The sequence below is a fragment of the Gemella sp. oral taxon 928 genome, from assembly GCF_001553915.1.
GTDB lineage: Bacteria > Bacillota > Bacilli > Staphylococcales > Gemellaceae > Gemella > Gemella massiliensis.
The window spans coordinates 695935-718011 of the sequence record NZ_CP014233.1 but is presented as its reverse complement, the minus strand read 5'-3'; the positions used below and the strand labels follow the sequence as shown (position 1 = coordinate 718011).

17 protein-coding genes, 6 tRNA genes, 1 other RNA gene and 1 pseudogene are annotated in these 22077 nt (G+C 30.1%); 11 read left to right on the top strand and 14 right to left on the bottom strand.

All coding sequences use genetic code 11. The features are described 5' to 3' along the window. Nucleotides 1-148: 148 nt before the first annotated feature. The gene (locus AXE85_RS03205; protein ID WP_062173103.1) at nt 149-1507 is read right to left on the bottom strand and encodes an MATE family efflux transporter; all 1359 of its coding nucleotides are present in this window, start codon (nt 1505-1507) and stop codon (nt 149-151) included. A gap of 96 nt (nt 1508-1603) precedes the next feature. Continuing rightward, nucleotides 1604-1868: signal recognition particle sRNA large type (gene ffs, locus AXE85_RS03200), an RNA gene on the bottom strand. Between the two features lie 161 nt (nt 1869-2029). Between ffs and AXE85_RS03195 the strand changes: the two genes are divergently transcribed. From AXE85_RS03195 to AXE85_RS03165, 7 genes are all read left to right on the top strand, one after another. Further along, complete coding sequence (locus tag AXE85_RS03195; RefSeq protein ID WP_062174691.1) at nt 2030-3013, top strand: DDE-type integrase/transposase/recombinase; 984 nt, start codon at nt 2030-2032, stop codon at nt 3011-3013. A gap of 428 nt (nt 3014-3441) precedes the next feature. Then, nucleotides 3442-3515 (top strand) — tRNA-Asn (locus AXE85_RS03190). 2 nt (nt 3516-3517) lie between these two features. Then, nucleotides 3518-3605 (top strand) — tRNA-Ser (locus AXE85_RS03185). 10 nt (nt 3606-3615) lie between these two features. After that, nucleotides 3616-3690, top strand: a tRNA-Glu gene (locus AXE85_RS03180). A gap of 27 nt (nt 3691-3717) precedes the next feature. Then, a tRNA-Asp gene (locus AXE85_RS03175) sits at nt 3718-3793 on the top strand. A 4-nt stretch (nt 3794-3797) separates the two neighbouring features. After that, a tRNA-Phe gene (locus AXE85_RS03170) sits at nt 3798-3870 on the top strand. An 11-nt stretch (nt 3871-3881) separates the two neighbouring features. Continuing rightward, nucleotides 3882-3957, top strand: a tRNA-His gene (locus tag AXE85_RS03165). Nucleotides 3958-4133: 176 nt separating this feature from the next. Here the strand turns inward: AXE85_RS03165 and AXE85_RS03160 are convergent. From AXE85_RS03160 to rapZ, 3 genes are read right to left on the bottom strand one after another with little or no spacing between them, the layout of a single operon-like run. Continuing rightward, a complete protein-coding gene (locus AXE85_RS03160; protein WP_062173102.1) occupies nt 4134-5483 on the bottom strand; it encodes a glucose-6-phosphate isomerase in 1350 nt (449 codons plus the stop codon). A 21-nt stretch (nt 5484-5504) separates the two neighbouring features. After that, nucleotides 5505-6488 carry a gluconeogenesis factor YvcK family protein gene (locus tag AXE85_RS03155; protein WP_062173101.1) on the bottom strand — a complete coding sequence of 328 codons (984 nt, stop codon included), beginning with the start codon at nt 6486-6488 and terminating at the stop codon, nt 5505-5507. A 4-nt stretch (nt 6489-6492) separates the two neighbouring features. Next, on the bottom strand, nt 6493-7353 hold the full coding sequence (rapZ, locus tag AXE85_RS03150; protein ID WP_062173100.1) for an RNase adapter RapZ: 861 nt from the start codon (nt 7351-7353) through the stop codon (nt 6493-6495). Nucleotides 7354-7619: 266 nt separating this feature from the next. Between rapZ and AXE85_RS08620 the strand changes: the two genes are divergently transcribed. Further along, the gene (locus AXE85_RS08620; protein WP_062172723.1) at nt 7620-8444 is read left to right on the top strand and encodes an ISL3 family transposase; all 825 of its coding nucleotides are present in this window, start codon (nt 7620-7622) and stop codon (nt 8442-8444) included. Continuing rightward, nucleotides 8413-9021, top strand: a complete 609-nt coding sequence (locus AXE85_RS08615) for a transposase (RefSeq protein WP_231723804.1) — start codon at nt 8413-8415, stop codon at nt 9019-9021. The genes AXE85_RS08620 and AXE85_RS08615 overlap by 32 nt, the downstream gene beginning before the upstream one ends. 59 nt (nt 9022-9080) lie before the next feature. On the opposite strand, the gene AXE85_RS03135 is transcribed toward AXE85_RS08615, so the two are convergent. Next, nucleotides 9081-11513: a transglycosylase domain-containing protein gene (locus tag AXE85_RS03135; protein ID WP_062173099.1), complete on the bottom strand. Its 2433-nt coding sequence runs from the start codon at nt 11511-11513 to the stop codon at nt 9081-9083. A 346-nt stretch (nt 11514-11859) separates the two neighbouring features. Between AXE85_RS03135 and AXE85_RS03130 the strand changes: the two genes are divergently transcribed. After that, nucleotides 11860-12159 (top strand): hypothetical protein, encoded by a 300-nt coding sequence (locus tag AXE85_RS03130; protein ID WP_062173098.1) that lies wholly within the window; start codon nt 11860-11862, stop codon nt 12157-12159. Between the two features lie 157 nt (nt 12160-12316). On the opposite strand, the pseudogene AXE85_RS03125 reads toward AXE85_RS03130, so the two are convergent. From AXE85_RS03125 to AXE85_RS03115, 4 genes and pseudogenes are all read right to left on the bottom strand, one after another. Next, nucleotides 12317-14106, bottom strand: a pseudogene (locus AXE85_RS03125) (ABC transporter ATP-binding protein). Next, complete coding sequence (locus AXE85_RS08610) at nt 14099-14788, bottom strand: ABC transporter ATP-binding protein (RefSeq protein ID WP_231723803.1); 690 nt, start codon at nt 14786-14788, stop codon at nt 14099-14101. The pseudogene AXE85_RS03125 and the gene AXE85_RS08610 overlap by 8 nt, the downstream one beginning before the upstream one ends. Further along, on the bottom strand, nt 14739-16250 hold the full coding sequence (locus AXE85_RS03120) for an ABC transporter permease (RefSeq protein ID WP_231723802.1): 1512 nt from the start codon (nt 16248-16250) through the stop codon (nt 14739-14741). Before AXE85_RS03120 ends, AXE85_RS08610 begins: the two co-directional genes overlap by 50 nt. A gap of 4 nt (nt 16251-16254) precedes the next feature. After that, nucleotides 16255-16689 (bottom strand): MarR family winged helix-turn-helix transcriptional regulator, encoded by a 435-nt coding sequence (locus AXE85_RS03115; protein ID WP_062173097.1) that lies wholly within the window; start codon nt 16687-16689, stop codon nt 16255-16257. Between the two features lie 171 nt (nt 16690-16860). Between AXE85_RS03115 and AXE85_RS03110 the strand changes: the two genes are divergently transcribed. Further along, the gene (locus AXE85_RS03110) at nt 16861-18237 is read left to right on the top strand and encodes an ISL3 family transposase (protein ID WP_062173096.1); all 1377 of its coding nucleotides are present in this window, start codon (nt 16861-16863) and stop codon (nt 18235-18237) included. Between the two features lie 128 nt (nt 18238-18365). On the opposite strand, the gene AXE85_RS03105 is transcribed toward AXE85_RS03110, so the two are convergent. From AXE85_RS03105 to AXE85_RS03085, 4 genes are all read right to left on the bottom strand, one after another. Beyond that, nucleotides 18366-18971, bottom strand: coding sequence for an ATP-binding cassette domain-containing protein (locus AXE85_RS03105; RefSeq protein ID WP_062173095.1), 606 nt, complete (start codon nt 18969-18971; stop codon nt 18366-18368). 389 nt (nt 18972-19360) lie between these two features. Continuing rightward, entirely contained in the window at nt 19361-19603 is a 243-nt protein-coding gene (locus AXE85_RS03095) for a hypothetical protein (protein ID WP_062173093.1), read from the bottom strand. A gap of 379 nt (nt 19604-19982) precedes the next feature. Further along, entirely contained in the window at nt 19983-20384 is a 402-nt protein-coding gene (locus tag AXE85_RS03090; protein ID WP_062173092.1) for a hypothetical protein, read from the bottom strand. Nucleotides 20385-20631: 247 nt separating this feature from the next. Beyond that, entirely contained in the window at nt 20632-22077 is a 1446-nt protein-coding gene (locus AXE85_RS03085) for an N-acetylmuramoyl-L-alanine amidase (protein WP_062173091.1), read from the bottom strand.

The following is a 22077-nucleotide window of genomic DNA, read 5'->3' as shown; positions in this document are numbered from 1 at the left end:
ACCATCACCTTTTTATCTAGTTTTGATAACTACATTATATGGTTTTTATAAAATATTGTCAAGAAAAAAATTACGCTTTCAACTAAAAACAGCTAAATTTAACACTTTATTGCTTTTAAAGTTGATTACGTAATTTTAGATTATAACATTATATTGAATAAATTTTCCTGTTAATCTTTCTTTTCATATACCAATAATAAATTAAAATACCGATAGCATAAAAGGTTAAACCGATAATCCAGCCTATCCATAGACCATCAATTCCTATATTGCGAACGAATACCAAATAATAAGATATAGGTATTCCTATTAAATAATATCCTATCCCCATTGTCACACAAATAGGAACAGCCTTTTTATAACCACGCAAAACCCCTGCTAAACATGAAGCAAAAGAATCACAAATGGCAAATCCTATTGCATACAATAACAAATGCGCTGTTAAATTTATTACCCCTTTATCATTTGTATATAGATAAGGGATTTTTGAATCAAATATATAGACCATAAGTCCTGATATAAATGAAAAAACCATACCTATGCCACACCCAATAAATGTATATCTCTGAGCCATCTTATAATTTTTTGCTCCAACATGAAATGCTACAATAATTGTTACAGTATTTGCTACACTAACCGGTAAACTATACAAAAAACCCGAAAAATTTAATGCTGATTGATGGGCAGCAATTATAGTTGTATCGAACCTTGATACCATAAGTGATAATGTTGAAAACACTACTGTTTCCAATGCTGCTGCAAACGCTATAGGTACCCCAAGTCTAAAAATTTCTCCCCAGTGATTAAGTTTAATACTCTCTTTTTGAAATATTTTATATTTATTTAATTTTGGATGTTTTATTGTAAGGACTAATGCAATAAAAAACAATGCAGTATATGTTACCGATACGGCTACAGCATTTCCGGCTCCACCTAACTCCGGCATTCCAAATTTTCCAAAAATAAAACTATAAGCAAAAAATACATTAATCGGAACTGAAATTACCATCATAATCATTGATAAACGGGTTAAGCCTAAGCTATCCATAAAACCACGAAGTACAACGTAAAGAAATATTGATAATACTCCAAAACTCTCATAAAATAAATATTTTTTAGTAACTTTAGCTATACTTTCCTCTAAACCTAGTGAATTTACTACCGGTGTAGCTAAAGTATTTAGCCCAATTATTAAAATTATACTAATCGCTATAGCTATATACAAAAATTGACGAACTTTCGTCGGAATTTCATCCTCTCTTCCCTTTCCAATTAGCTGTGATACTATCGGAATAATGGCAAGTACTATTGCATTAAGCGTGTACATAATTGGATTCCATATATTAACTCCCATACTTACCCCTGCTAAATCTGTCGGGCTGTAATGTCCTGCCATAAACGTCCCTATCATTCCCGATGAATATGAAATAATTTGATAAATCAATACCGGAATAAGTAATTTTATAAATATTATTGATTGCTCTTTTATATTTTTTCCTTGATACATAAAATCCCCTTTTTCACTAATACAATTTCTATTTCTATAGTTTAAACATTAAAAAAATCCAAAAGTTAACACTTTCAGATACTCATCGATTTATAAATATGCAACCAAGACTTGAATAAACTAAAAGACCGTTAGTCTAATCGCCAACTCAACCTTGACAAAAACTCACACCCACAATAAACATACTTAATGCTGCTTCCTTCCGGACCTGACATGGTTCATAAGCACTGCGTCGTAAGGTGCCTCAGTCTCAACATTACGTGTTAAACTCGACATCCCCTAATTTACCCGCATCTCGGTATTCAGTCTTGCTAAAGCGGATTGCAAGTACAGGGCACCGCTAACTCCCCACCTAGCATTTCTATATTATAGCAAATTTAAAAATAAAAAGCAAGAGCTTTTATTTATACTTTTTTTGTCTCACTGTAGTGTTACAATAGATGTAAGACATATAATAAAAAAAAGAAGAGTAAATCCTGTATAATGAAGTTACCTACAAATCAAAAAAAGGAATTTACTCTTATGAAAACTATTATAACAGAAAATATAGAAAAAACACAACGATATATACCTCATACTTTACAAACAAGAATAGCTGCAGTTAAAACTTATAGAAATGGTAACTCTATTCGTTTTGTTTGTAGGCGCTATAAAATATCAAAAGCCTCTCTTTTGCGTTGGAATAAAAAATATGACGGTACTAAAGAGTCTCTTATAGATAAGTCTCATAGACCTCATTCCATTCACCCTAACGCCCATACAGTTGAAGAATTGTCTTGGATTAAAAATCTTATTAAACGTAATCCTAATATTTCTATGATTGAATTATATGCTAAACTTAAATTCAACAAAGGTTATAAAAGACATCCTTGTTCTTTATTTAGAGTGCTTAGAAAATTAGGTTTTTATAAAGATACTAAGAAAAAAGTAATTCCTTATAAACCTAAACCCTATAATACACCTACTGAAATTGGTAAAAAATGGCAACTTGATGTGAAATATGTTCCTAAACGTTGTTATGTAGGAGAAATTCCTGATAAATTTTATCAATATACTATCATTGATGAAGCTACTAGGGAAAGATTTATTTTCCCTTTTAAAGAACAATCATCATACTCTACTGTTCAATTTGTTAAAATGGCTATTGATTATTTTGGGTATAAACCCAAGATAATTCAAACTGATAATGGTTTTGAATTTACGCATTTTAAAGATACTAAACGAATACACCCTTTTGATGTATTGTGTAATAATCTTGGCATTAAACATCAACTTATTAGACCTAGAACTCCTAGACATAACGGTAAGGTTGAACGTAGTCATAGAAATGATAATGAACGTTTTTACAGGCGTTTATCTTTCTTTTTGTATGATGATCTTGTATCTCAGATGAAAAAGTATCTATATCGCTCTAACCGTCTTCCTATGCAGACTTTAAATTGGCTTTCTCCTGTTGAAAAAAGAAAAGAGTTACGGAAAGAGTCTATAAAAATATGCCGGCTTTAATTCCTTGTTAGATAATAGATTTCACAACTTATTTGTCAAGGACAAGGGCTACGCCTTTTTCAAATCCTTGACAAATAAGTTTTAGAAATCTGAAATGTTCTCTAAGGAATTAAAGCTGGCAAATCTAATCAAATAATGTAATTTACGTCGGGGGCTTCATACGGTTTACATAGAAGCTAGCTTCTATGTAATTCTATTATATCCGGTATTTATTTTTTACTTTTTTTGTCTCACATCATTTACAAATGTACATTTTATTTATACTTTTTTTGTCTCACATCATTTACAAATGTACATTATTATTTATACTTTTTTGTCTTACATCTATTGTACCTATGCAATACAATATCATAATTTTTCTAAAAAAGTGTTGACTTTATATATATATTTATGTATAATAATAAATGTTCATTGCAACTGAACATTTATCCACAGTAGCTCAGTTGGTAGTAGCATCTGACTGTTAATCAGAGGGTCGCAGGTTCGAGTCCTGCCTGTGGAGTTGGAGTAGTACTCAAGAGGCTGAAGAGGCGCCCCTGCTAAGGGTGTAGGTCGGGAAACTGGCGCGAGGGTTCAAATCCCTCCTGCTCCGTTTTTTTTGTGGCCCGTTGGTCAAGCGGTTAAGACACCGCCCTTTCACGGCGGTAACACGGGTTCGAGTCCCGTACGGGTCACCATTTTTTTGAGAGTAAGAGTATAAAGTAGGTCCCGTGGTGTAGCGGTTATCACGCCTGCCTGTCACGCAGGAGATCGCGGGTTCAATTCCCGTCGGGACCGCCATTTTGCCTTGATAGCTCAGTTTGTAGAGCAATGGATTGAAGCTCCATGTGTCGGCAGTTCGACTCTGTCTCAAGGCATTTTTTTTATGGCGGCTGTGGCGAAGTGGTTAACGCATCGGATTGTGGTTCCGACATTCGAGGGTTCGATTCCCTTCAGCCGCCCCATTTTTTGAATATTGTATTTAATATGATGATACATGTTATTATCATATTTTTATTTTATAATATATATTCTTTTATTTATGTATAAGTTACATAAAACATTTCCCAATATGTTTCGGTACTTCACAAAACTTAAAAGTGAACTGATTAAAATTTATTATCAGTTCACTTTTTATATTTTATTTTAATCTCTCCTCCAATTCTTTTCTTAAATCTTCAAAGCCAGGTTTTCCTAATAGAGCAAACATATTTTTCTTATACGCTTCTACCCCCGGTTGATCAAACGGATTTAATCCTTGCATATATCCGGAAATAGCAACAGCTTTTTCAAAGAAGTATACTAAATATCCAAATGTAAACTCACTCATATCCGGTAATTCTATTACAAAGTTCGGTACACCACCATCAGTATGAGCAAGTAGTGTTCCTTCAAAAGCCTTTGTATTTACAAAATTCATTGTTTTACCTGACAAGTAGTTTAAACCGTCTAAGTTGTTCTCCGCTTCTTTTAATTCAATATCTTTGTTAGGAGTTTTCACTTTAAGAATAGTTTCTAACAAAATTCGACGCCCCTCTTGAATATATTGCCCCATTGAATGTAAATCCGTTGAAAAACACACACTTGCCGGATACAACGCTTTACCGTCTTTACCTTCCGACTCACCGAATAACTGTTTCCACCATTCATTAAAGTATACCATCGACGGTTCATAAGAAACTAAAATTTCTATCAATTTACCTTTTTGTTGTAAAATATTTCTCATTACCGCATATTGATAGGCAATATTTTTAGATAAATCAGCTGTTGCCAGTTCATTTTGTGCCAGTTTAGCCCCTGACATTATTTTGTCAATATCAATACCACTCACAGCTATTGGTAATAACCCTACTGCCGTTAATACTGTAAAACGTCCTCCTACATCATCAGGTACCACAAATGTTTCATATCCTTCATCGTCAGCTAATGATTTCAATGCACCTCTTCTTCTGTCAGTTGTAGCAAAAATTCTTTCTTTTGCACCCGCTTTCCCATATTTTTCTTCTAACAACTCTTTAAAAATACGAAACGCAATTGCCGGTTCTGTTGTCGTTCCTGATTTAGAAATTACATTTACTGAAAAGTTTTTATTGGTAGTTTTTAAGTAGTTCACTAATTCTTGCGTATATGTAGATGAAATAGTATTTCCTACAAAAAACACCTGCGGAGTTTTTCTACCTTTATCATAAAAATTATAAAAACTGTCATTCAACATTTCTATTGCCGCTCTTGCTCCCAAATATGAACCACCTATACCGATTACTACTAATACATCTGAGTTCTCTTGAATTTTTTTAGCCGCTATTTTAATGCGTGAAAATTCTTCTTTATCATAATTAGTCGGTAAATCTAACCAGCCCAAAAAATCATTTCCTATTCCCGTTTTGTTATGCAAAGTATCATGTGCTACTTTTACATAACTTTCCATATTTTTCATTTCTTGTTTATCAAAAAAATTTAACGCTTTTGAATAATCAAAATTTAAGTGCATTCTTCTTCTCCTTATATTTTATTACCTTTTATTATAAATAATTGTTGGTTTATCGTCTATAATATAATTGTAAATTAATTCAGATACCTTATCTGCATTGTGCCGAATTACATTATTTTCAACGATACCGACGTTTTTATTTTCTATTAATTCCACCCCAAGTGTAGCAATTTCTTCTTTGTCTATTTCCACTGCGGTTTGTTGTTCTTCTTTGTAACGTTCCAAAATTTCTTTTGAAAATACATTTGAATTTGCAATTACAATATCAAAAATATTTTTCCCAATATGTTTATTTATTGCTTTTATATGATCTGATACAGTGTAATTATCCGTTTCGCCATGTTGGGTCATAACATTACAAACATACATTTTTTTTGCACTGCTTTTAATAATAGCCTCTGATACTCCTGATATCATCAAATTGGGAATAATAGATGTATATAAACTACCCGGCCCCATCACAATATAATCACAATGTTCTATTGCTTTAATAACATCCGCATTCGCCTTTACTTTCGATGGCGTTATATAGACATTGTCGATTTCTCCACCTGCTTTTGTAATTGATGATTCACCTCGAATAATTTCTCCACTTTTAAGCACTGCATTTAATGTTGCCATCTCATTGGTTGTCGGTAAAACTGTTCCACTGACATTTAAAATTTTACTCATAATTTGAACAGCTGTACTAAAATTCCCATATATATCCGTCATTGCCGCAAGCATTAAATTACCTACCGGATGCCCCTTTACTTCGCCAGAATCAAAACGATACTGAAACATTTTTTCAAGATATGGTTCTACATCTGACAAAGCAGCTATTACATTTCTGACATCTCCGGGGGAAGGAATATTCATATCACTGCGAATTTTTCCGGAACTTCCTCCATCATCGGCAACAGTCACAACAGCCGTTATATCCAATGGATATTTTTTTAAACCACGGAGCAAAACCGACAAACCGGTTCCACCACCGATAGTTACTACTTTTACTCTATTATTCATTATTCTACCTACCCTTATTAATATCTCTGTGTTCAAGATACACTCTATAACCTAAATTTTTTACATCTTCATGTAATTTTCTTGCAATACTAACCGAACGATGTTTCCCGCCGGTACAACCTATTGCTATTGCTACTTTATCTCGCCCTTCGTATTGGTATTTATCAATCATATAAAAAATTAATTCTTTAAATTTATCATAAAATTCAGCGGTTACTTTATCTGAAAAAACATAATTAAATACTTCTTCTGAGCATCCGGTCTTTTCTCTCAACTCTTTAATATAGAAAGGGTTTTTAAGAAATCGAACATCAATGATATTATCCGCATCAATAGGAATACCGTACTTATAACCGAAACTTGATATTGTTACATGATAACTGTTTCTTTTTTCAATACCAAAATCTTCTAAAATTTTAGTTTGTAAATCTTTAACGGTAAAATTAGAAGTGTCATAAATATAATTTGCCACTTCTTTTACATCTGCCATTACTACTCTTTCTCGCTTTATTCCTTCAAGTAAACTATATTTAACAGATAGAGGATGATTTTTTCGTGTTTCTTTAAAACGATTAACAAGGACTTGATCATCGCTATCTAAAAATATTATTTTTACATCAAAATATTCACTGGTTTGTACTTTTTTTAATAATTCTTTCAAATCAACAAAAAGGTGTTTACTTCGAATATCAATACTCACTGCTATTTTATCTATATCTTTTTCTTCAATAATTCTAAGAAAATCTTCTAATAACAATCCCGGTAAATTATCTGTACAAAAGTATCCCTGATTTTCAAAAATCTCCAAAGCTGTATTTTTACCGGCCCCGCTTATTCCTGTAATGATTACTAATTTTTTTTTCATAGTTTCACATCCATTGAATTAATATTTTTTCTTTTATAAGTTAAAAAGAAAAATTTATATATACTATTGTACACTAAATTTATTTTTTTGTGTAGTATTAAAAAAGTAGAGCAATTTTATCTTGCTCTACTTTGTATATCGGGTTGTATAATAAATACGGGGCATGAAAAAAAATCCATACCTCGTATTGTTTTTTAATATACAAAAAGACAAATATCCAATATAATTAAAGTGCAAAAAAAATAAACTATGAAAGGATATCTGTCATGAATAATTTTAACACAAAAACAAAAGAAATAAAAGAGGGAGAATTCATTAAAAACCTACTACAAATAAAAGATAAAAATATAACTATTGAGAAAACACATAACGAAACTATAAAAAATAATCAAAAGTACTTTGTATTCAAAGGTACCTTAACATATAAACCCAAGAAGTGTGAATGCTGTGGTTGTCTTAATAAAGGTTATACTGTAGTTAAAAACGGCTTTAATGAACTTACTAGAATTAATCTATTAAAAATATCAGGTATCCCTGCTTATTTGGAACTAAGAAAGCAACGTTTCAAGTGTAAAACTTGTAATAAAAAATTTGTAGCTACTACTTCTTTTGTAGATAAATACTGTAGTATTTCTAAAAATGTTAAGTTTTCTATAATGAGTGATTTAGCTGATACTTTATCTTTTAAACAAATAGCCAAAATGAATAATGTATCGGTTAATACTGTTATAAGAACTCTTTATAAATGTAAATCCCATGTAGACATTCTTAACTATAATACCTTACCTGAGTATTTATGCTTTGATGAGTTAAAGTTTACTAAAGATAGTAAAAATGGTATGAGTTTTATTTTTTTAGATGCTTTAACTCATGAGATTATTGATATAGTTGATGGTAGAACTGAGTATATTTTAAATAATTATTTTTCCAGATTTTCTAAAGAGGCTAGAAGTAATGTTAAGGCTATTTGTATTGATATTTATACTCCTTATATGAAGTTGATTAGAAATAAGTTTCCTAATGCTGAAATTGTTATAGATAGGTTTCATATTATTCAAAATGTTAATAGAGAACTTTATTCAAAATGTTAATAGAGAACTTAATAGAACTAGAGTTAAGCTAATGAATATTTACAAAAAACAAAAAGGTATTAATTATACTCTTTTAAAAAATAATTGGAAGTTAATATTAGAAGATGAAAGTAATGTTACTCATGGTAGGTTTTTCTTTAATAGGAGTTTTAGGAGTTTAGTTACTAGACGTGATATTTTAGATTATTTATTAGGATTAGATTGTATATTTAAGGCTAGCTATGAGAGAGTTCAGGATATTAGATATGCGATAAGGTATAGAAATGAGTTGGAGTTTAAAGAATTAATTGAAAAATCTACTATCGGTTTATCTGATGGTGTTAGTAAGGCTATTAATACTATGAGAAAACATAAAGAGTATATGCTTAATAGTGTTAGGTATTCTATCTCTAATGGTTCTTTGGAGGGTATTAATAATAAGATAAAGGTTTTAAAGAGAGTTTCTTATGGTTATAATAGCTTTTATAACTTTAGATTACGCATTTTAGTTGTTTCTAAGTTATTTGTTTCTGAGTATAAAAATAATATTTCTTTTAAGGGCGTTTTGAAAAATGCCAAGCAACACTGCATTGCTTAGCATTTTATCCTTATTTTTTCTCATGCCCCGTATTTGACACAGAGCCGTATATCGTAAGATTATCCGTCATTATCTCCGTTACTGTCATTTATATTATTTCTCGTGGTATTATTGCCACTTGATTGATTTCTTTGATTTCGATTATTATCATTGTTTGAACTATTATTTCGACTGTTACCGTTATTTAAGTCACCATCTCTTCTTTGTGATTCTTGATTTCGCTTAGTTCTCTCTTCTATTTCTCGTCGTTCACTATCACTTATTACTTTGACAGTTCCATTCACAGAACCCACATCTTTTGGTACAGTAAATCCTTTAGGTGGGTGTATTTTAACAATATTCTGCATATTAACTCTATACAACATCTGTGTTTTTTGTGTATCTTGTTGTGTCATGTATTTAGTTGGACCATCTATGGTATCAAACCCTTGCCACACCGCCAAAGTATAATTACTTGTATAACCAATTGTCCAAGAATCTTTGGAGTAGTTATTTATATCAAAACCATACTTTGTTGCTTCTCCTTCTCCAAAAGTTGTAGTCCCGGTTTTCACAGCCATATCAGCACCTGACACTCTGGCATATTGTGCCGTTCCATTAACCACATTTCGGAGCATTGAAGTCATTATATAAGCTGTTGATTCTTTTATTACTCGTTTTTTATCATCTTTGCTGAAGCTTCTTACTTCATTTCCTTCATTATCATATACTTTTTTTATAGTTTTAGGAGTAGCGTAATAGCCTCCGTTACTAAACGGGACATACGCAGCTGCCATTTGAAGCGGTGAAAAACCATCTTTACTACCGCCTATAGGTGTTGTTAGTGAATCATCCGTTATATCAATTCCAACATTCGCCGCATATTGTTTTACTTTATCAAAGCCTACTTGCTGATATGTTCTAATAGCCGGAATATTGTACGACATTGTCAAGGCGTTATTCATAGTGACTTTCCCATGATAAACTCTATCCCAGTTTTGAATATTGGAACCTTGAATTTTTGTATCATCAATTAATTGCCCCGAATTCCACCCTAAATATTCTATCGCCGGTCCGTATGCCAGTATAGGTTTTATAGATGACCCCGGTTGCAGTTTCGCCTGCGTCGCAATATTATAACCATTAAATTTCTGATTTTTTCCTCCATATAATGCCGCTATTCCACTATTTTCATTATTTAACACAACCATAGAAACATTGCTTGCTTGTTTTATACCGACATAGTTTGAAGTTACACTGTCACTTAGTGTACTTTGTATTTTCGGATCAAAGTTTGTGTATATTTTTAATCCTAAATTCAATACATCCCCCTCATAATCCTTATACTCTTTGCTGTTTCTAAGCTCATTAACAATTTGGTTCATATAAGATGTATATTTAGAATCGAACTCGCTTGACAATATCACCCTACTGGTTTCATCACGTTTTACAATTCCGGACATAACATCCGTATTCTGTGCCGCCGTCAATTCTTCCTGTGTTATTTTACCGTGACGTTCCATCAAATGAAGTACAGTATCACGTCTGGTTTTTGCCGCTTCCGGATTATCATAAGGATTATAAGTGTTAGGATGTTGAGGTAGTCCGGCAAGTAATGCCATCTGCGGTAAAGTAAGCTGATTAACATTTTTATTATAATAATATTTAGCCGCTGTTTTTAATCCATATACTCCGTCAGAATAGTAGATTCTATTAACATACATCGTGAAAATAGTTTCTTTGTCATAATTTTGCTCTAGTTTATAAGCAAGATATGCCTCCTGAACCTTACGTTTAACACTCTTATTATCATCTAAAAATGTTCTTTTTATAAGTTGCTGAGAAATTGTCGAAGCACCTTGCGAACCAAATCCGCTTGTTAAATTTGATACAACAGCCCCGATTAGACGTCTATAATCTACTGCACCGTGTTCAAAGAATCTATTATCCTCAGTTGCCAAAATAGCATTTTGCATTTGTTCCGGTATATCTTTAGTTTCTATATTTTCTCCGACCTGATTACCTAATTTAGCTACTTCGTTGTTGTTTACATCATAAACAACTGTTCTGGAATTATTATCTAAAATTTTAGAATCAAATGCCGGTGCTTGAAAAATCCAAAATACGCACAAGAAAAACACCGTTATTATGAAAATACTCGTTGCATACAATCCGTATCTTAATACCTTAGCCCAGACTGAATTTTTTTTCTTTTTATTATTAGGATTACTTATTCTATTAGATTTTCTTATCGGTGGTTTATTTCCACCTGAATAATTTTGATTATTTTCTGAATTATTACCGTTACGCCCTTGAGATACCCTACGGCTACCATTAGGCACACCGCCACCCAAACGTTGAGATTTTCTTCTCATTACCTCTTCTCCCAACGCTCTAGGACGTTGGTTTGGGTTATTATTTCCACGTGAAATATAACCTCCCGGTGTAACATTTTTTTTATCATTTGAATGTCTATCTCTTCTTGATAAACGCTCATTGTTATTTTCTGTCATAATATATCCTTTCTCTTTATTATGTTAAATACATTATACATCATTAATTTTAATGTATATCAAAAAAAAAATCAATTTTATTTAAACAATTTTTAACATATTAATATTCTTTTAATATTTTTGTAACAATACATCTTTAATAAATTAAAATATTCTGGTTTTCTTATTCAATACTAAAATTATATTTTATATACTTTAAACTGAATTTACAAACTAAAATTTCTATTTGTTACCTAGTATATATTATATAAATATATAATTTAAAATCTTAAAAAATAAGTGTTTTTCTTGCAAAAACTACCATTATTTTGTATAATGGTAAAAAATAAAACTAAAGGAGATTTTTATGTATACTATGAACTTATCTAGTTTGGAGTCACCAGACCTCTGTTTCTCACAAGACGATGAATATTCCCAGGATTTTAATACAGAAATAGATTATGAGGACGAAGTTTTATCAGATTATGCTGATGAAAGTTTTAACGAGGTTGAGTTTTTAACGGCTGATGATGACAAATTTTTAGATTACTCTAATGAGATGTTTCTTTATAAAGAATATTCATATGATTTTGATGAGGACTTCGAGTACGATGAAGTCAGTATATCTAATGATCAGATAATGTTAGAAAATATAGGCGAAGCCTAAATTTAACAGATGAATATAAAAATTCCATAATAAATATGGAGTATAAAAAACAAAACGAAATACTAAGCGGATTGGTCTGCTTAGTATTTTTCTTATATTTATTAATTCTTACAATTAAAATTCTCAGCATCTAAATCTAAAAGACGCTGAAAATTTTTTATTCTGCAAATTGGCTTTGATATAATTCTGAATAGAAACCTTTTTTCTCTAACAGTTCATCATGACTACCTTGTTCAATAATATCTCCATCTTTTAAAACAAGAATTTTATCTGCATTTCTAATAGTTGATAATCTATGAGCAATAACAAATGTTGTACGCCCTTCCATCAGCTTGTTCATCGCTTTTTGAATTAACACTTCTGTTCTTGTGTCAACACTTGAAGTTGCCTCATCAAGAATTAAAATCGGTTTATCTGCCAAAATAGCACGTGCAATAGTTAAAAGTTGTTTTTGACCCTGCGAAATATTTGAAGCCTCTTCATTTAATTCCATATTGTATCCACCCGGTAATGTTTTAATGAAGTGATGAATATGAGCCGCTTTAGCCGCAGCTATTACCTCTTCATCAGTTGCATCTAAACGACCGTAGCGTAAGTTTTCCATTATCGTACCTTTAAATAACCATGTATCTTGAAGTACCATTGTAAAGTAAGAACGTAAATCTCCTCTATTAAATAATGAAATATCCTTACCGTCTATTGTAATTTTACCACCATTAATGTCGTAAAAACGCATTAACAACTTAACCATAGTGGTTTTCCCTGCTCCCGTCGGCCCGACAATTGCAACCATTTCTCCTTTTTTAACATCACTTGTAAAATTTTTAATAATTATTTGATCTTCAATATACCCGAATCTAACATGATCAAACACGACGTTACCTTGTTTTTCAGTTATTTTAATAGGATTAACTACCGGCTGTTCTTCAGTGGCATCTAAAAACTCAAAAACACGTTCTGCCGCTGCAGTCAGACTTTGCACTTGCGTCATTGATTGAGCAATTTGTCCTATAGGTTGCGTAAAACTGCGAATGTATTGAATAAATGCTTGAATATCACCTACTCCAATTTTTCCGTTTGCAACCAATAACCCTCCTGAAAACACTATTCCCACGTAGCCTAAGTTTCCTACAAAGTTTATAATAGGAAACATCATCCCAGAGAAAAACTGTGACTTCCATGATGAACCATATAATTCACTATTTTTTTCTTAAATTCTTTTATACTTTTATCTTTATGATTAAATGCTGTAATAATATTTTGCCCTGAATAACTTTCTTCCACCTGTCCATTAACATCCGATAGTGATTTTTGTTGATTGACAAAGTACTTTTGACTCATTTTAGTTAAACTCCCTAATAAAATTGCAGATATCGGGATTATTACAAGAGCGATTAAAGACATTACCGGACTGATTGTGAACATCATTACTAATATTCCCAACACCGTCATTACACTTGCTATAAGTTGAGTAAAACTTTGGTTAAGCCCTTGCCCAAATGTGTCAACGTCATTTGTAATACGAGATAAAGTTTCTCCAACTGTTCTTTGTTCAAAATACCCCATCGGTAATTTATTGATTTTCACACTAATATCTTTTCTCATATCATAAGTTAATTTTTGAGAAACATTACTCATCAACCAACCTTCCAGAAATATAAATAATGATGAAATAGCATATAAACCTAATGTTGTCAAAAGAATACCGGCTATTTTACCAAAATTTATTTCGCCTGTATTGTTTATTTTAGCAACCAAACCTTCAAATAACTCAGTAGTTGCACGCCCCATAATTTTAGGACCTATAATTGAAAAGATTGTTCCGGCTATTGAAAAAATAATAAGAAGTATCATAGGTATAGTGTATGTTTTAAACATCATCATCATTATTCTTTTAAATGTTTTGCCGAAATTATCAGCTTTTCTTACTTTTTTTTCATTACCCATGGCGCTTACCTCCTTTTCCCAATTCTTCTTCACTAAGTTGACTTTCTGCAATTTCTAAATATGTTGGACAATTATGAAGTAATTCTTCATGGCGTCCTATTCCTACTATTTTCCCTTCATTCATTACAATAATTTTATCGGCATTCATAATGGTTGCTATACGCTGTGCAACAATAATTGTAGTAATGCCCGACATTTTTTCTTGTAGCGTACGACGTAGTTTAACATCTGTTTTATAATCTAATGCTGAAAAACTATCATCGAACAATAATATTTTAGGTTTTTTCGCCAAAGCACGGGCTATGGATAAACGTTGCTTTTGCCCACCGGATACGTTACTTCCACCTTGAGCAATAGAACTAGAAAATTGTCCTTCTTTTTCAAGAACGAACTCACTAGCTTGGGCTATTTCCGTTGCTAATTTCATATCAGTATCGCTGATATTTGCATCACCAAACTTAATATTAGATTCAATAGTTCCACTGAATAAAACACCTTTTTGTGGTACAAAACCTAAAATGCTACGTAGTTTACTCATACTGACATCTTTAATATTCACTCCATCAATCGTAATTTGACCTTGCTGAGCGTCAAAATAACGAGGTATTAAATGAAGTAGTGTCGATTTCCCACTACCGGTGCTTCCTATAATAGCTGTTGTTTCCCCGGCTTCCCGCTTCAAAGTTTATATCAGTCAAGACCGGATTATCCGCACCTTCAAACGTAAATGTTACATTTTCGAAACGAAGTGTTCCTTTAACATCATTTAATTTATTATCATCAACTTCTTTATTATCAACTACACTAATTGGTGTATCCAATACTTCATCAATACGTGTAGCCGCTACTGTAGCACGTGGTAATTGCATTACTAAAAATGTAAAAAACAGAAATGACATAACGATTTGCATTGTATAGGTAATAAATGCCATCATATCACCTACTTGTATAGAGCCGTTATTAATATTTTTACCACCGACCCAAATTATTAACAGAGCAATAGCGTTCATAATTAACATAATTGCCGGAAATAAAATTGACATAACACGATTAACAAATAGCTGATTATCCATTAAGCGTTTATTTTCTACATCAAAACGTTCTTCTTCATGTTTTTCGCGCCCAAAGACACGAATAACCGAAATACCCGTTAGCAACTCACGACTTACTAAATTAACTTTATCAATTAATTTTTGCATTATTTTAAATTTAGGAATTGACACTGCCATTATAAGCCCGATAATTAAACCTAGAACTCCGATACCGACAGCAATAATCCATGTCATACCGGTATCTGTTTGCATAACTTTGTAAATTCCCCATATCGCCATTATCGGTGCATAGAATGCAATAAAAAGTAACATATTTAAAGCATTTTGAATTTGTTGGATATCATTCGTAGTACGAGTTATTAATGATGCCGAAGAAAATTTATCAATATCTTGTTTTGAAAATGATAATACTTTGGTAAATAGTTTTTCACGTAGATTATATGCCACTTTTGCAGATACCCTACTCGAAATTAAACTTGAAAAAATACTTGCCACACCGCCAATCAATGTTACTAAAATCATTTTCCAACCGATATTTTTTAAATAATTTGTACGAATATTATTCGTATCAATATCAACTTTTTTATATTCTTCTTTTACGAAAGCTATTCCTCCTTGTTTAGTCATCATATTAGCAGATTGCCCTAAATCCTCAATAGCTTTTTTTCGTTGTTCTACCAATGTATCTTTTTGAACAACTCCGGCACTAACACCTTGTACCATTTGTTCTAAATTAATATTTTTATTTTTTGCTCCAAGCACAACAGTCATAGTTTCTTTAAAAATATTATTTAATTCATCTCGTGTTTCTTGTGAGATATTCTTTAATGTGTAAATATTGTTATTTTCTTCATAATTATTTTCTACCTTTTCAACTTCTTCAACAGTCATAAATACTTCTAATGTTTTTAATGACTCCTTGCTAATCTTAGTAGGTACTGAATCTTCAATACCACTTTGCTGAATTCCCGTATCTACTATTTTACTGGTATAAGTTGGTAATTCCAACTCCGTCATAGCCCTGACAGCAAGCAAGGATACTAAGATAATCATCGGCACTAAAAAACTTTTTAAATACTTAAATAATCTCATAGTATTACTCTTCCTCCTCTAAATCTCCTTTAACTACTTTGTTAATTTTAGCTATTAAATGTATCCAATTAATTTGTTCTTCTAAAGTAAATTTATCCCAAAGTTGTTGAAACCATTCTTCATATTTGGTACGTTCGCTCACCATATATTCTTCTCCAACTTTAGTTAATTGCAATAATTTTTTTCTTTTATCTTTAGTATCCGGCACCTGTTCAACAAAACCTTTATCCGTTAATTTTGAGATTATTGCCGTAACTCGAGATTTAGTAACACCGAGTTCCTCTCCAAGTTTTTGCATTGTTATACTTTGAAATTCCAATATAATTAATAATGCGTGGAATTCAACCTTTCGAAAAGGTTTATTTTCTTTGTTATGAAGTTTTTTCATCGTTACCCTAAGGTCATCCATAACATTCATAGCTTTTTTATAATTATCCATCTTATCACCACCCTATAAAAATAGTTCACATTATTAACTAAAAAGGGTTGTATAATAAATACGGGGCATGAAAAAAAATCCATACCCCGTATTGTTTTTTAATATACAAAAAGACAAATATCCAATATAATTAAAGTGCAAAAAAAAATAAACTATGAAAGGATATCTGTCATGAATAATTTTAACACAAAAACAAAAGAAATAAAAGAGGGAGAATTCATTAAAAACCTACTACAAATAAAAGATAAAAATATAACTATTGAGAAAACACATAACGAAACTATAAAAAATAATCAAAAGTACTTTGTATTCAAAGGTACCTTAACATATAAACCCAAGAAGTGTGAATGCTGTGGTTGTCTTAATAAAGGTTATACTGTAGTTAAAAACGGCTTTAATGAACTTACTAGAATTAATCTATTAAAAATATCAGGTATCCCTGCTTATTTGGAACTAAGAAAGCAACGTTTCAAGTGTAAAACTTGTAATAAAAAATTTGTAGCTACTACTTCTTTTGTAGATAAATACTGTAGTATTTCTAAAAATGTTAAGTTTTCTATAATGAGTGATTTAGCTGATACTTTATCTTTTAAACAAATAGCCAAAATGAATAATGTATCGGTTAATACTGTTATAAGAACTCTTTATAAATGTAAATCCCATGTAGACATTCTTAACTATAATACCTTACCTGAGTATTTATGCTTTGATGAGTTAAAGTTTACTAAAGATAGTAAAAATGGTATGAGTTTTATTTTTTTAGATGCTTTAACTCATGAGATTATTGATATAGTTGATGGTAGAACTGAGTATATTTTAAATAATTATTTTTCCAGATTTTCTAAAGAGGCTAGAAGTAATGTTAAGGCTATTTGTATTGATATTTATACTCCTTATATGAAGTTGATTAGAAATAAGTTTCCTAATGCTGAAATTGTTATAGATAGGTTTCATATTATTCAAAATGTTAATAGAGAACTTAATAGAACTAGAGTTAAGCTAATGAATATTTACAAAAAACAAAAAGGTATTAATTATACTCTTTTAAAAAATAATTGGAAGTTAATATTAGAAGATGAAAGTAATGTTACTCATGGTAGGTTTTTCTTTAATAGGAGTTTTAGGAGTTTAGTTACTAGACGTGATATTTTAGATTATTTATTAGGATTAGATTGTATATTTAAGGCTAGCTATGAGAGAGTTCAGGATATTAGATATGCAATAAGGTATAGAAATGAGTTGGAGTTTAAAGAATTAATTGAAAAATCTACTATCGATTTATCTGATGGTGTTAGTAAGGCTATTAATACTATGAGAAAACATAAAGGGTATATGCTTAATAGTGTTAGGTATTCTATTTCTAATGGTTCTTTGGAGGGTATTAATAATAAGATAAAGGTTTTAAAGAGAGTTTCTTATGGTTATAATAGCTTTTATAACTTTAGATTACGCATTTTAGTTGTTTCTAGGTTATTTGTTTCTGAGTATAAAAATAATATTTCTTTTAAGGGCGTTTTGAAAAATGCCAAGCAACACTGCATTGCTTAGCATTTTATCCTTATTTTTTCTCATGCCCCGTATTTGACACAGAGCCCTAAAAAGTTAACCATGTGAACTATTATATATAAAATTCTCCTTTTTGTCAAGGTTAGTTAATATATTTTTTTATAAAAAAACTATAAATATATTACCTCATCACATAACATATCTATATCCATTTTTATATGAGTTGTAAGAATAATTAAACGATTTGGATTTATATAATTTTTAATATATTCCCTTGTTTTATTTGCAGAAACCTCATCTAATCCATTGAAACATTCATCTAAAATAAGAGTTGTGGGATTTGACATAAAAGCCTGTATTAATAGCATTTTTTGTTTTGTTCCAAGCGATAACTGTCTATATTCTCTATCCTTATACTTCTCTACATTATAAAATTTCAACCAATACGATATATCAATTTCTTTTTTACTGTCGGACAAATTTTTTATAATATTCAAATTTTCATAAAGGGTAAAATCTTCCGTAAACTTTGGATTTTCTATAATAATTCCTGCATCTTCTATAAAATTATTTTTATTACGTATTTTTTTATTATCTTGAAAAACATTACCGCTTGTTAAAGTAGTATATCCACATAAACATTTCATTATTACAGTTTTTCCACTACCATTTTCTCCAACCAAACCGTAAATTTTACCATTCAAGAATTTTAAATTAAGATTTTCAAAAATAATCTTAGATCCATATTTTTTTAAACCATTTTGTATTCCTAACATATTTAAACCTCTTCATTCAACAATATTTTTTTTATTACTATCATTATTACAACTATTATATATATCCAAAACAAAATCATAGTACTTAAATAATTAATGAAAAATATATACAATATAATTAATATGTATATCAACGAAAATCTTTCTGTTTTTTTAATATTGAAAAACGTAAATATTATTAACCCAAGTAACAATAATAAAGGCAACTTTGCTATATCTACAATACCGTTGTAATAGTTATATAAATTTATATCTTTTGTTTTAATCGTATACGCTATTATCAATACAAATAAAAATATTACTGCATCCCTAAAGAATATTTTAAAGAAAAAAGAAAATGTCTTTATTTCTAAATCCAATATACTTGTACATTTATATCTTATCATTTTTTAAAAATTTTCTATATTTACTGATAAAACCTTACTATATACATAAAAAAACGCCATATATAAAGCTAACAATAAGATTACTTGTTCAATAATTATCTGTCTATCTTCATCAAAAATTTTGTGCATATCATATCTGATAAACTTACTAAAAGTTATTTGTGAAATTTCCCTAACATTAAACATCAGTCCATAAAAGACCGGTATTGCTATACTATATCCATATAAATTTTTCAATCTACTCATTTTAAAATTCTTTCTTATGCGTTAATTTAAACAATAAATATATTATCCCCATATAAATAAACGAAATAAACATCTGAATATTGCTAAATGCAACTCCACTAAACCAAGAAATAGACCCTTCTATCCCCAGTGATCTTGATATATACATTTTTAGAAAATCGCTAACTACATAAAGTGATAGAATATATGCTATTATTAAATAAATATAATTATACCCATAATCTATCAATGTTATTAAAAGCATTGTTGTAAAAAATATGTACATTCCGGTAAATATTACCAATAGAACAATATATCCGAAAAATGGCCCATTAACAAAACTAAAGATATTATTTTCCGGTACAAAATCATCAAAATTAGCACCTTTTCTTACTTTAAATCATGTCAGAATATAGCATACTACGGTGTATGCCAATAGTACAACATAGAAAAATACAACCGGTAAAAAAGTAAGTAAATATTTATTTATACTTCTACTTTTTCCAATTAAATATTTAAAACTCTTATTTTTTATTTTATTATATTTATATAAAGCAACTACTATCATCGAAGGTAATAATAAAATAGTATAATCAATTATCGCTCTGTACATTACAGCCGGATCATAACTTGAGGAGAAAAAACTATTTCTCAGTGACACCCCATCAGCTGTTAAATCCGATGCATTTGTATCAAATTGGTAAAATTCAACTAATTCTTTTAAATCTCTTAATACAAAATATAATATCAAGAAAAAAATAGAATAAAAAATTATTTCTTTTATTTTAATATATTTACTCATGTTATTCTCCTATATTTCTCACTTAAGTATTTGATAAATGAGTTGCTCCTTCCATTCCAAATAAAACTACTATTATTAAAATTGTTTAAAATATTTTACTCACCTTTAATTTTTCTTTAATATGTTTATCTAACTTTCACTTCAAATATATCATATATATATCAAACGCTTTTATTTATAGTTATTAAATACATTTAAAATTCTTAAAAAATAGTAGGAACAGAAAAATTTCTGCTCCTACTATTTTTTATTTGCTGAATGCCCACGCTTGTAATAAATTATTTTCCACATCATTTTTGGTAAATCCGTTATAACTATTCAACTTAACATCATCATCATTTGGATCATTAATATAAAATTTTTCATCTTCATAACCACGAATAACTTTATACGTTGCCTTATCCCCAAACAATCCACTCTTCATTCGTACTAAAATAGGTTTATTATCTTTTAATGCCTGCTCAATATCTTCTATTTTACCAATATCAACTTTTTCCACTTTTAGATTATACTTGTCTGCAAATGCTGAAACAATACTTCCATATGTTCCTTGATTTTTAATATAATACTTATTACCTGCCCAATTCACAATATCATCAACACTTGGCGAATTATCTTCAATTAAATAATTAGCTATCATTGCTAAGGAAACAATCGCATCTCCATTTTCTTCTATTGTTTTCTTACCGTCTAAACCATATGAAATATTTCTATAATTATCTTGTTTAGTATAATACATCGGTATATTCAACCCTTTTTGTGGAAGATTTAGGAGCTGCTCTTTTCTCTTGGCATTGTAATTATCAATATTAATAAGATAATATAAATAAGATTCAACACCTTCTTTTAATGCTGTAATATACTGTTCATTAAATATTTTATCATTTAGTATATCTACATCAACCTTATCAGCTAAATTACCTGATATAATTTTTACTTGTGGTAAATTTTCGCTTAATTGATCAAAGTTACTTTGTTTTTCCGCTGAAGATATTTTAGAAATATATCTTGTTTTTAAGTTTTTTTCTAATGCACGGGCTATCCTTGATGATTCTGTTGTTAAATAATGTATTTTAAGTCCCTCACTATTTTTATTTGTTGCATTGTTTACATCAAATTCAAGTAATACATCCGCTTTATTATCTACTGAAATTTTCTTAATTTCATCTTTTGTCGGAATAACATCGTTATTTTCTCTCGTTAATATTACTTTTACACCGTCATTCGATAATTTTTTTTGTAATTTTTTTGCTATTTCTAAATTATAATTTTTGGGGTAAATATTTTTATAATCAGGCTGTTCTTCTTTTTTTATTATTGGATTTATTACTACGGTGTACGTAGCAAGTTTTTCTTTATTTTTATCTTCCGGACTTTTTATATCACTTCCTAATATCGCCCACCCCGGTATCCAACCTACATACTTATCGTTAGTTTCCACTTCATACCAAGCATCCATTTTGCTTAACATTTTCACATTGTCACCGGCAAAAATCTTTTTAAGCGACGGATAGGAGTCATCAGGTCCTGTCCTAACTTCTATTTCTTTAGATATAGCCAGATTATTTTCTTCATTCATGTTTTGCGGATTTATTTTTTTTGAAAAATAATACATTCCTCCAAACAAACAAAATAAGGTAATCAACCCTAACATTAATAATAAAATTGAATTATTTGTTCTTCTTATTTTCAT

Coding starts and splice junctions, on each gene's coding strand:
- AXE85_RS03205 (WP_062173103.1), bottom strand. CDS start 1,507: ATGTATCAAGGAAAAAATATAAAAGAGCAATCAATAATATTTATAAAA.
- AXE85_RS03195 (WP_062174691.1), top strand. CDS start 2,030: ATGAAAACTATTATAACAGAAAATATAGAAAAAACACAACGATATATA.
- AXE85_RS03160 (WP_062173102.1), bottom strand. CDS start 5,483: ATGCACTTAAATTTTGATTATTCAAAAGCGTTAAATTTTTTTGATAAA.
- AXE85_RS03155 (WP_062173101.1), bottom strand. CDS start 6,488: ATGAATAATAGAGTAAAAGTAGTAACTATCGGTGGTGGAACCGGTTTG.
- rapZ (WP_062173100.1), bottom strand. CDS start 7,353: ATGAAAAAAAAATTAGTAATCATTACAGGAATAAGCGGGGCCGGTAAA.
- AXE85_RS08620 (WP_062172723.1), top strand. CDS start 7,620: ATGAATAATTTTAACACAAAAACAAAAGAAATAAAAGAGGGAGAATTC.
- AXE85_RS08615 (WP_231723804.1), top strand. CDS start 8,413: ATGTTAATAGAGAACTTTATTCAAAATGTTAATAGAGAACTTAATAGA.
- AXE85_RS03135 (WP_062173099.1), bottom strand. CDS start 11,513: ATGACAGAAAATAACAATGAGCGTTTATCAAGAAGAGATAGACATTCA.
- AXE85_RS03130 (WP_062173098.1), top strand. CDS start 11,860: ATGTATACTATGAACTTATCTAGTTTGGAGTCACCAGACCTCTGTTTC.
- AXE85_RS03120 (WP_231723802.1), bottom strand. CDS start 16,250: ATGAGATTATTTAAGTATTTAAAAAGTTTTTTAGTGCCGATGATTATC.
- AXE85_RS03115 (WP_062173097.1), bottom strand. CDS start 16,689: ATGGATAATTATAAAAAAGCTATGAATGTTATGGATGACCTTAGGGTA.
- AXE85_RS03110 (WP_062173096.1), top strand. CDS start 16,861: ATGAATAATTTTAACACAAAAACAAAAGAAATAAAAGAGGGAGAATTC.
- AXE85_RS03105 (WP_062173095.1), bottom strand. CDS start 18,971: ATGTTAGGAATACAAAATGGTTTAAAAAAATATGGATCTAAGATTATT.
- AXE85_RS03095 (WP_062173093.1), bottom strand. CDS start 19,603: ATGAGTAGATTGAAAAATTTATATGGATATAGTATAGCAATACCGGTC.
- AXE85_RS03090 (WP_062173092.1), bottom strand. CDS start 20,384: ATGAGTAAATATATTAAAATAAAAGAAATAATTTTTTATTCTATTTTT.
- AXE85_RS03085 (WP_062173091.1), bottom strand. CDS start 22,077: ATGAAAATAAGAAGAACAAATAATTCAATTTTATTATTAATGTTAGGG.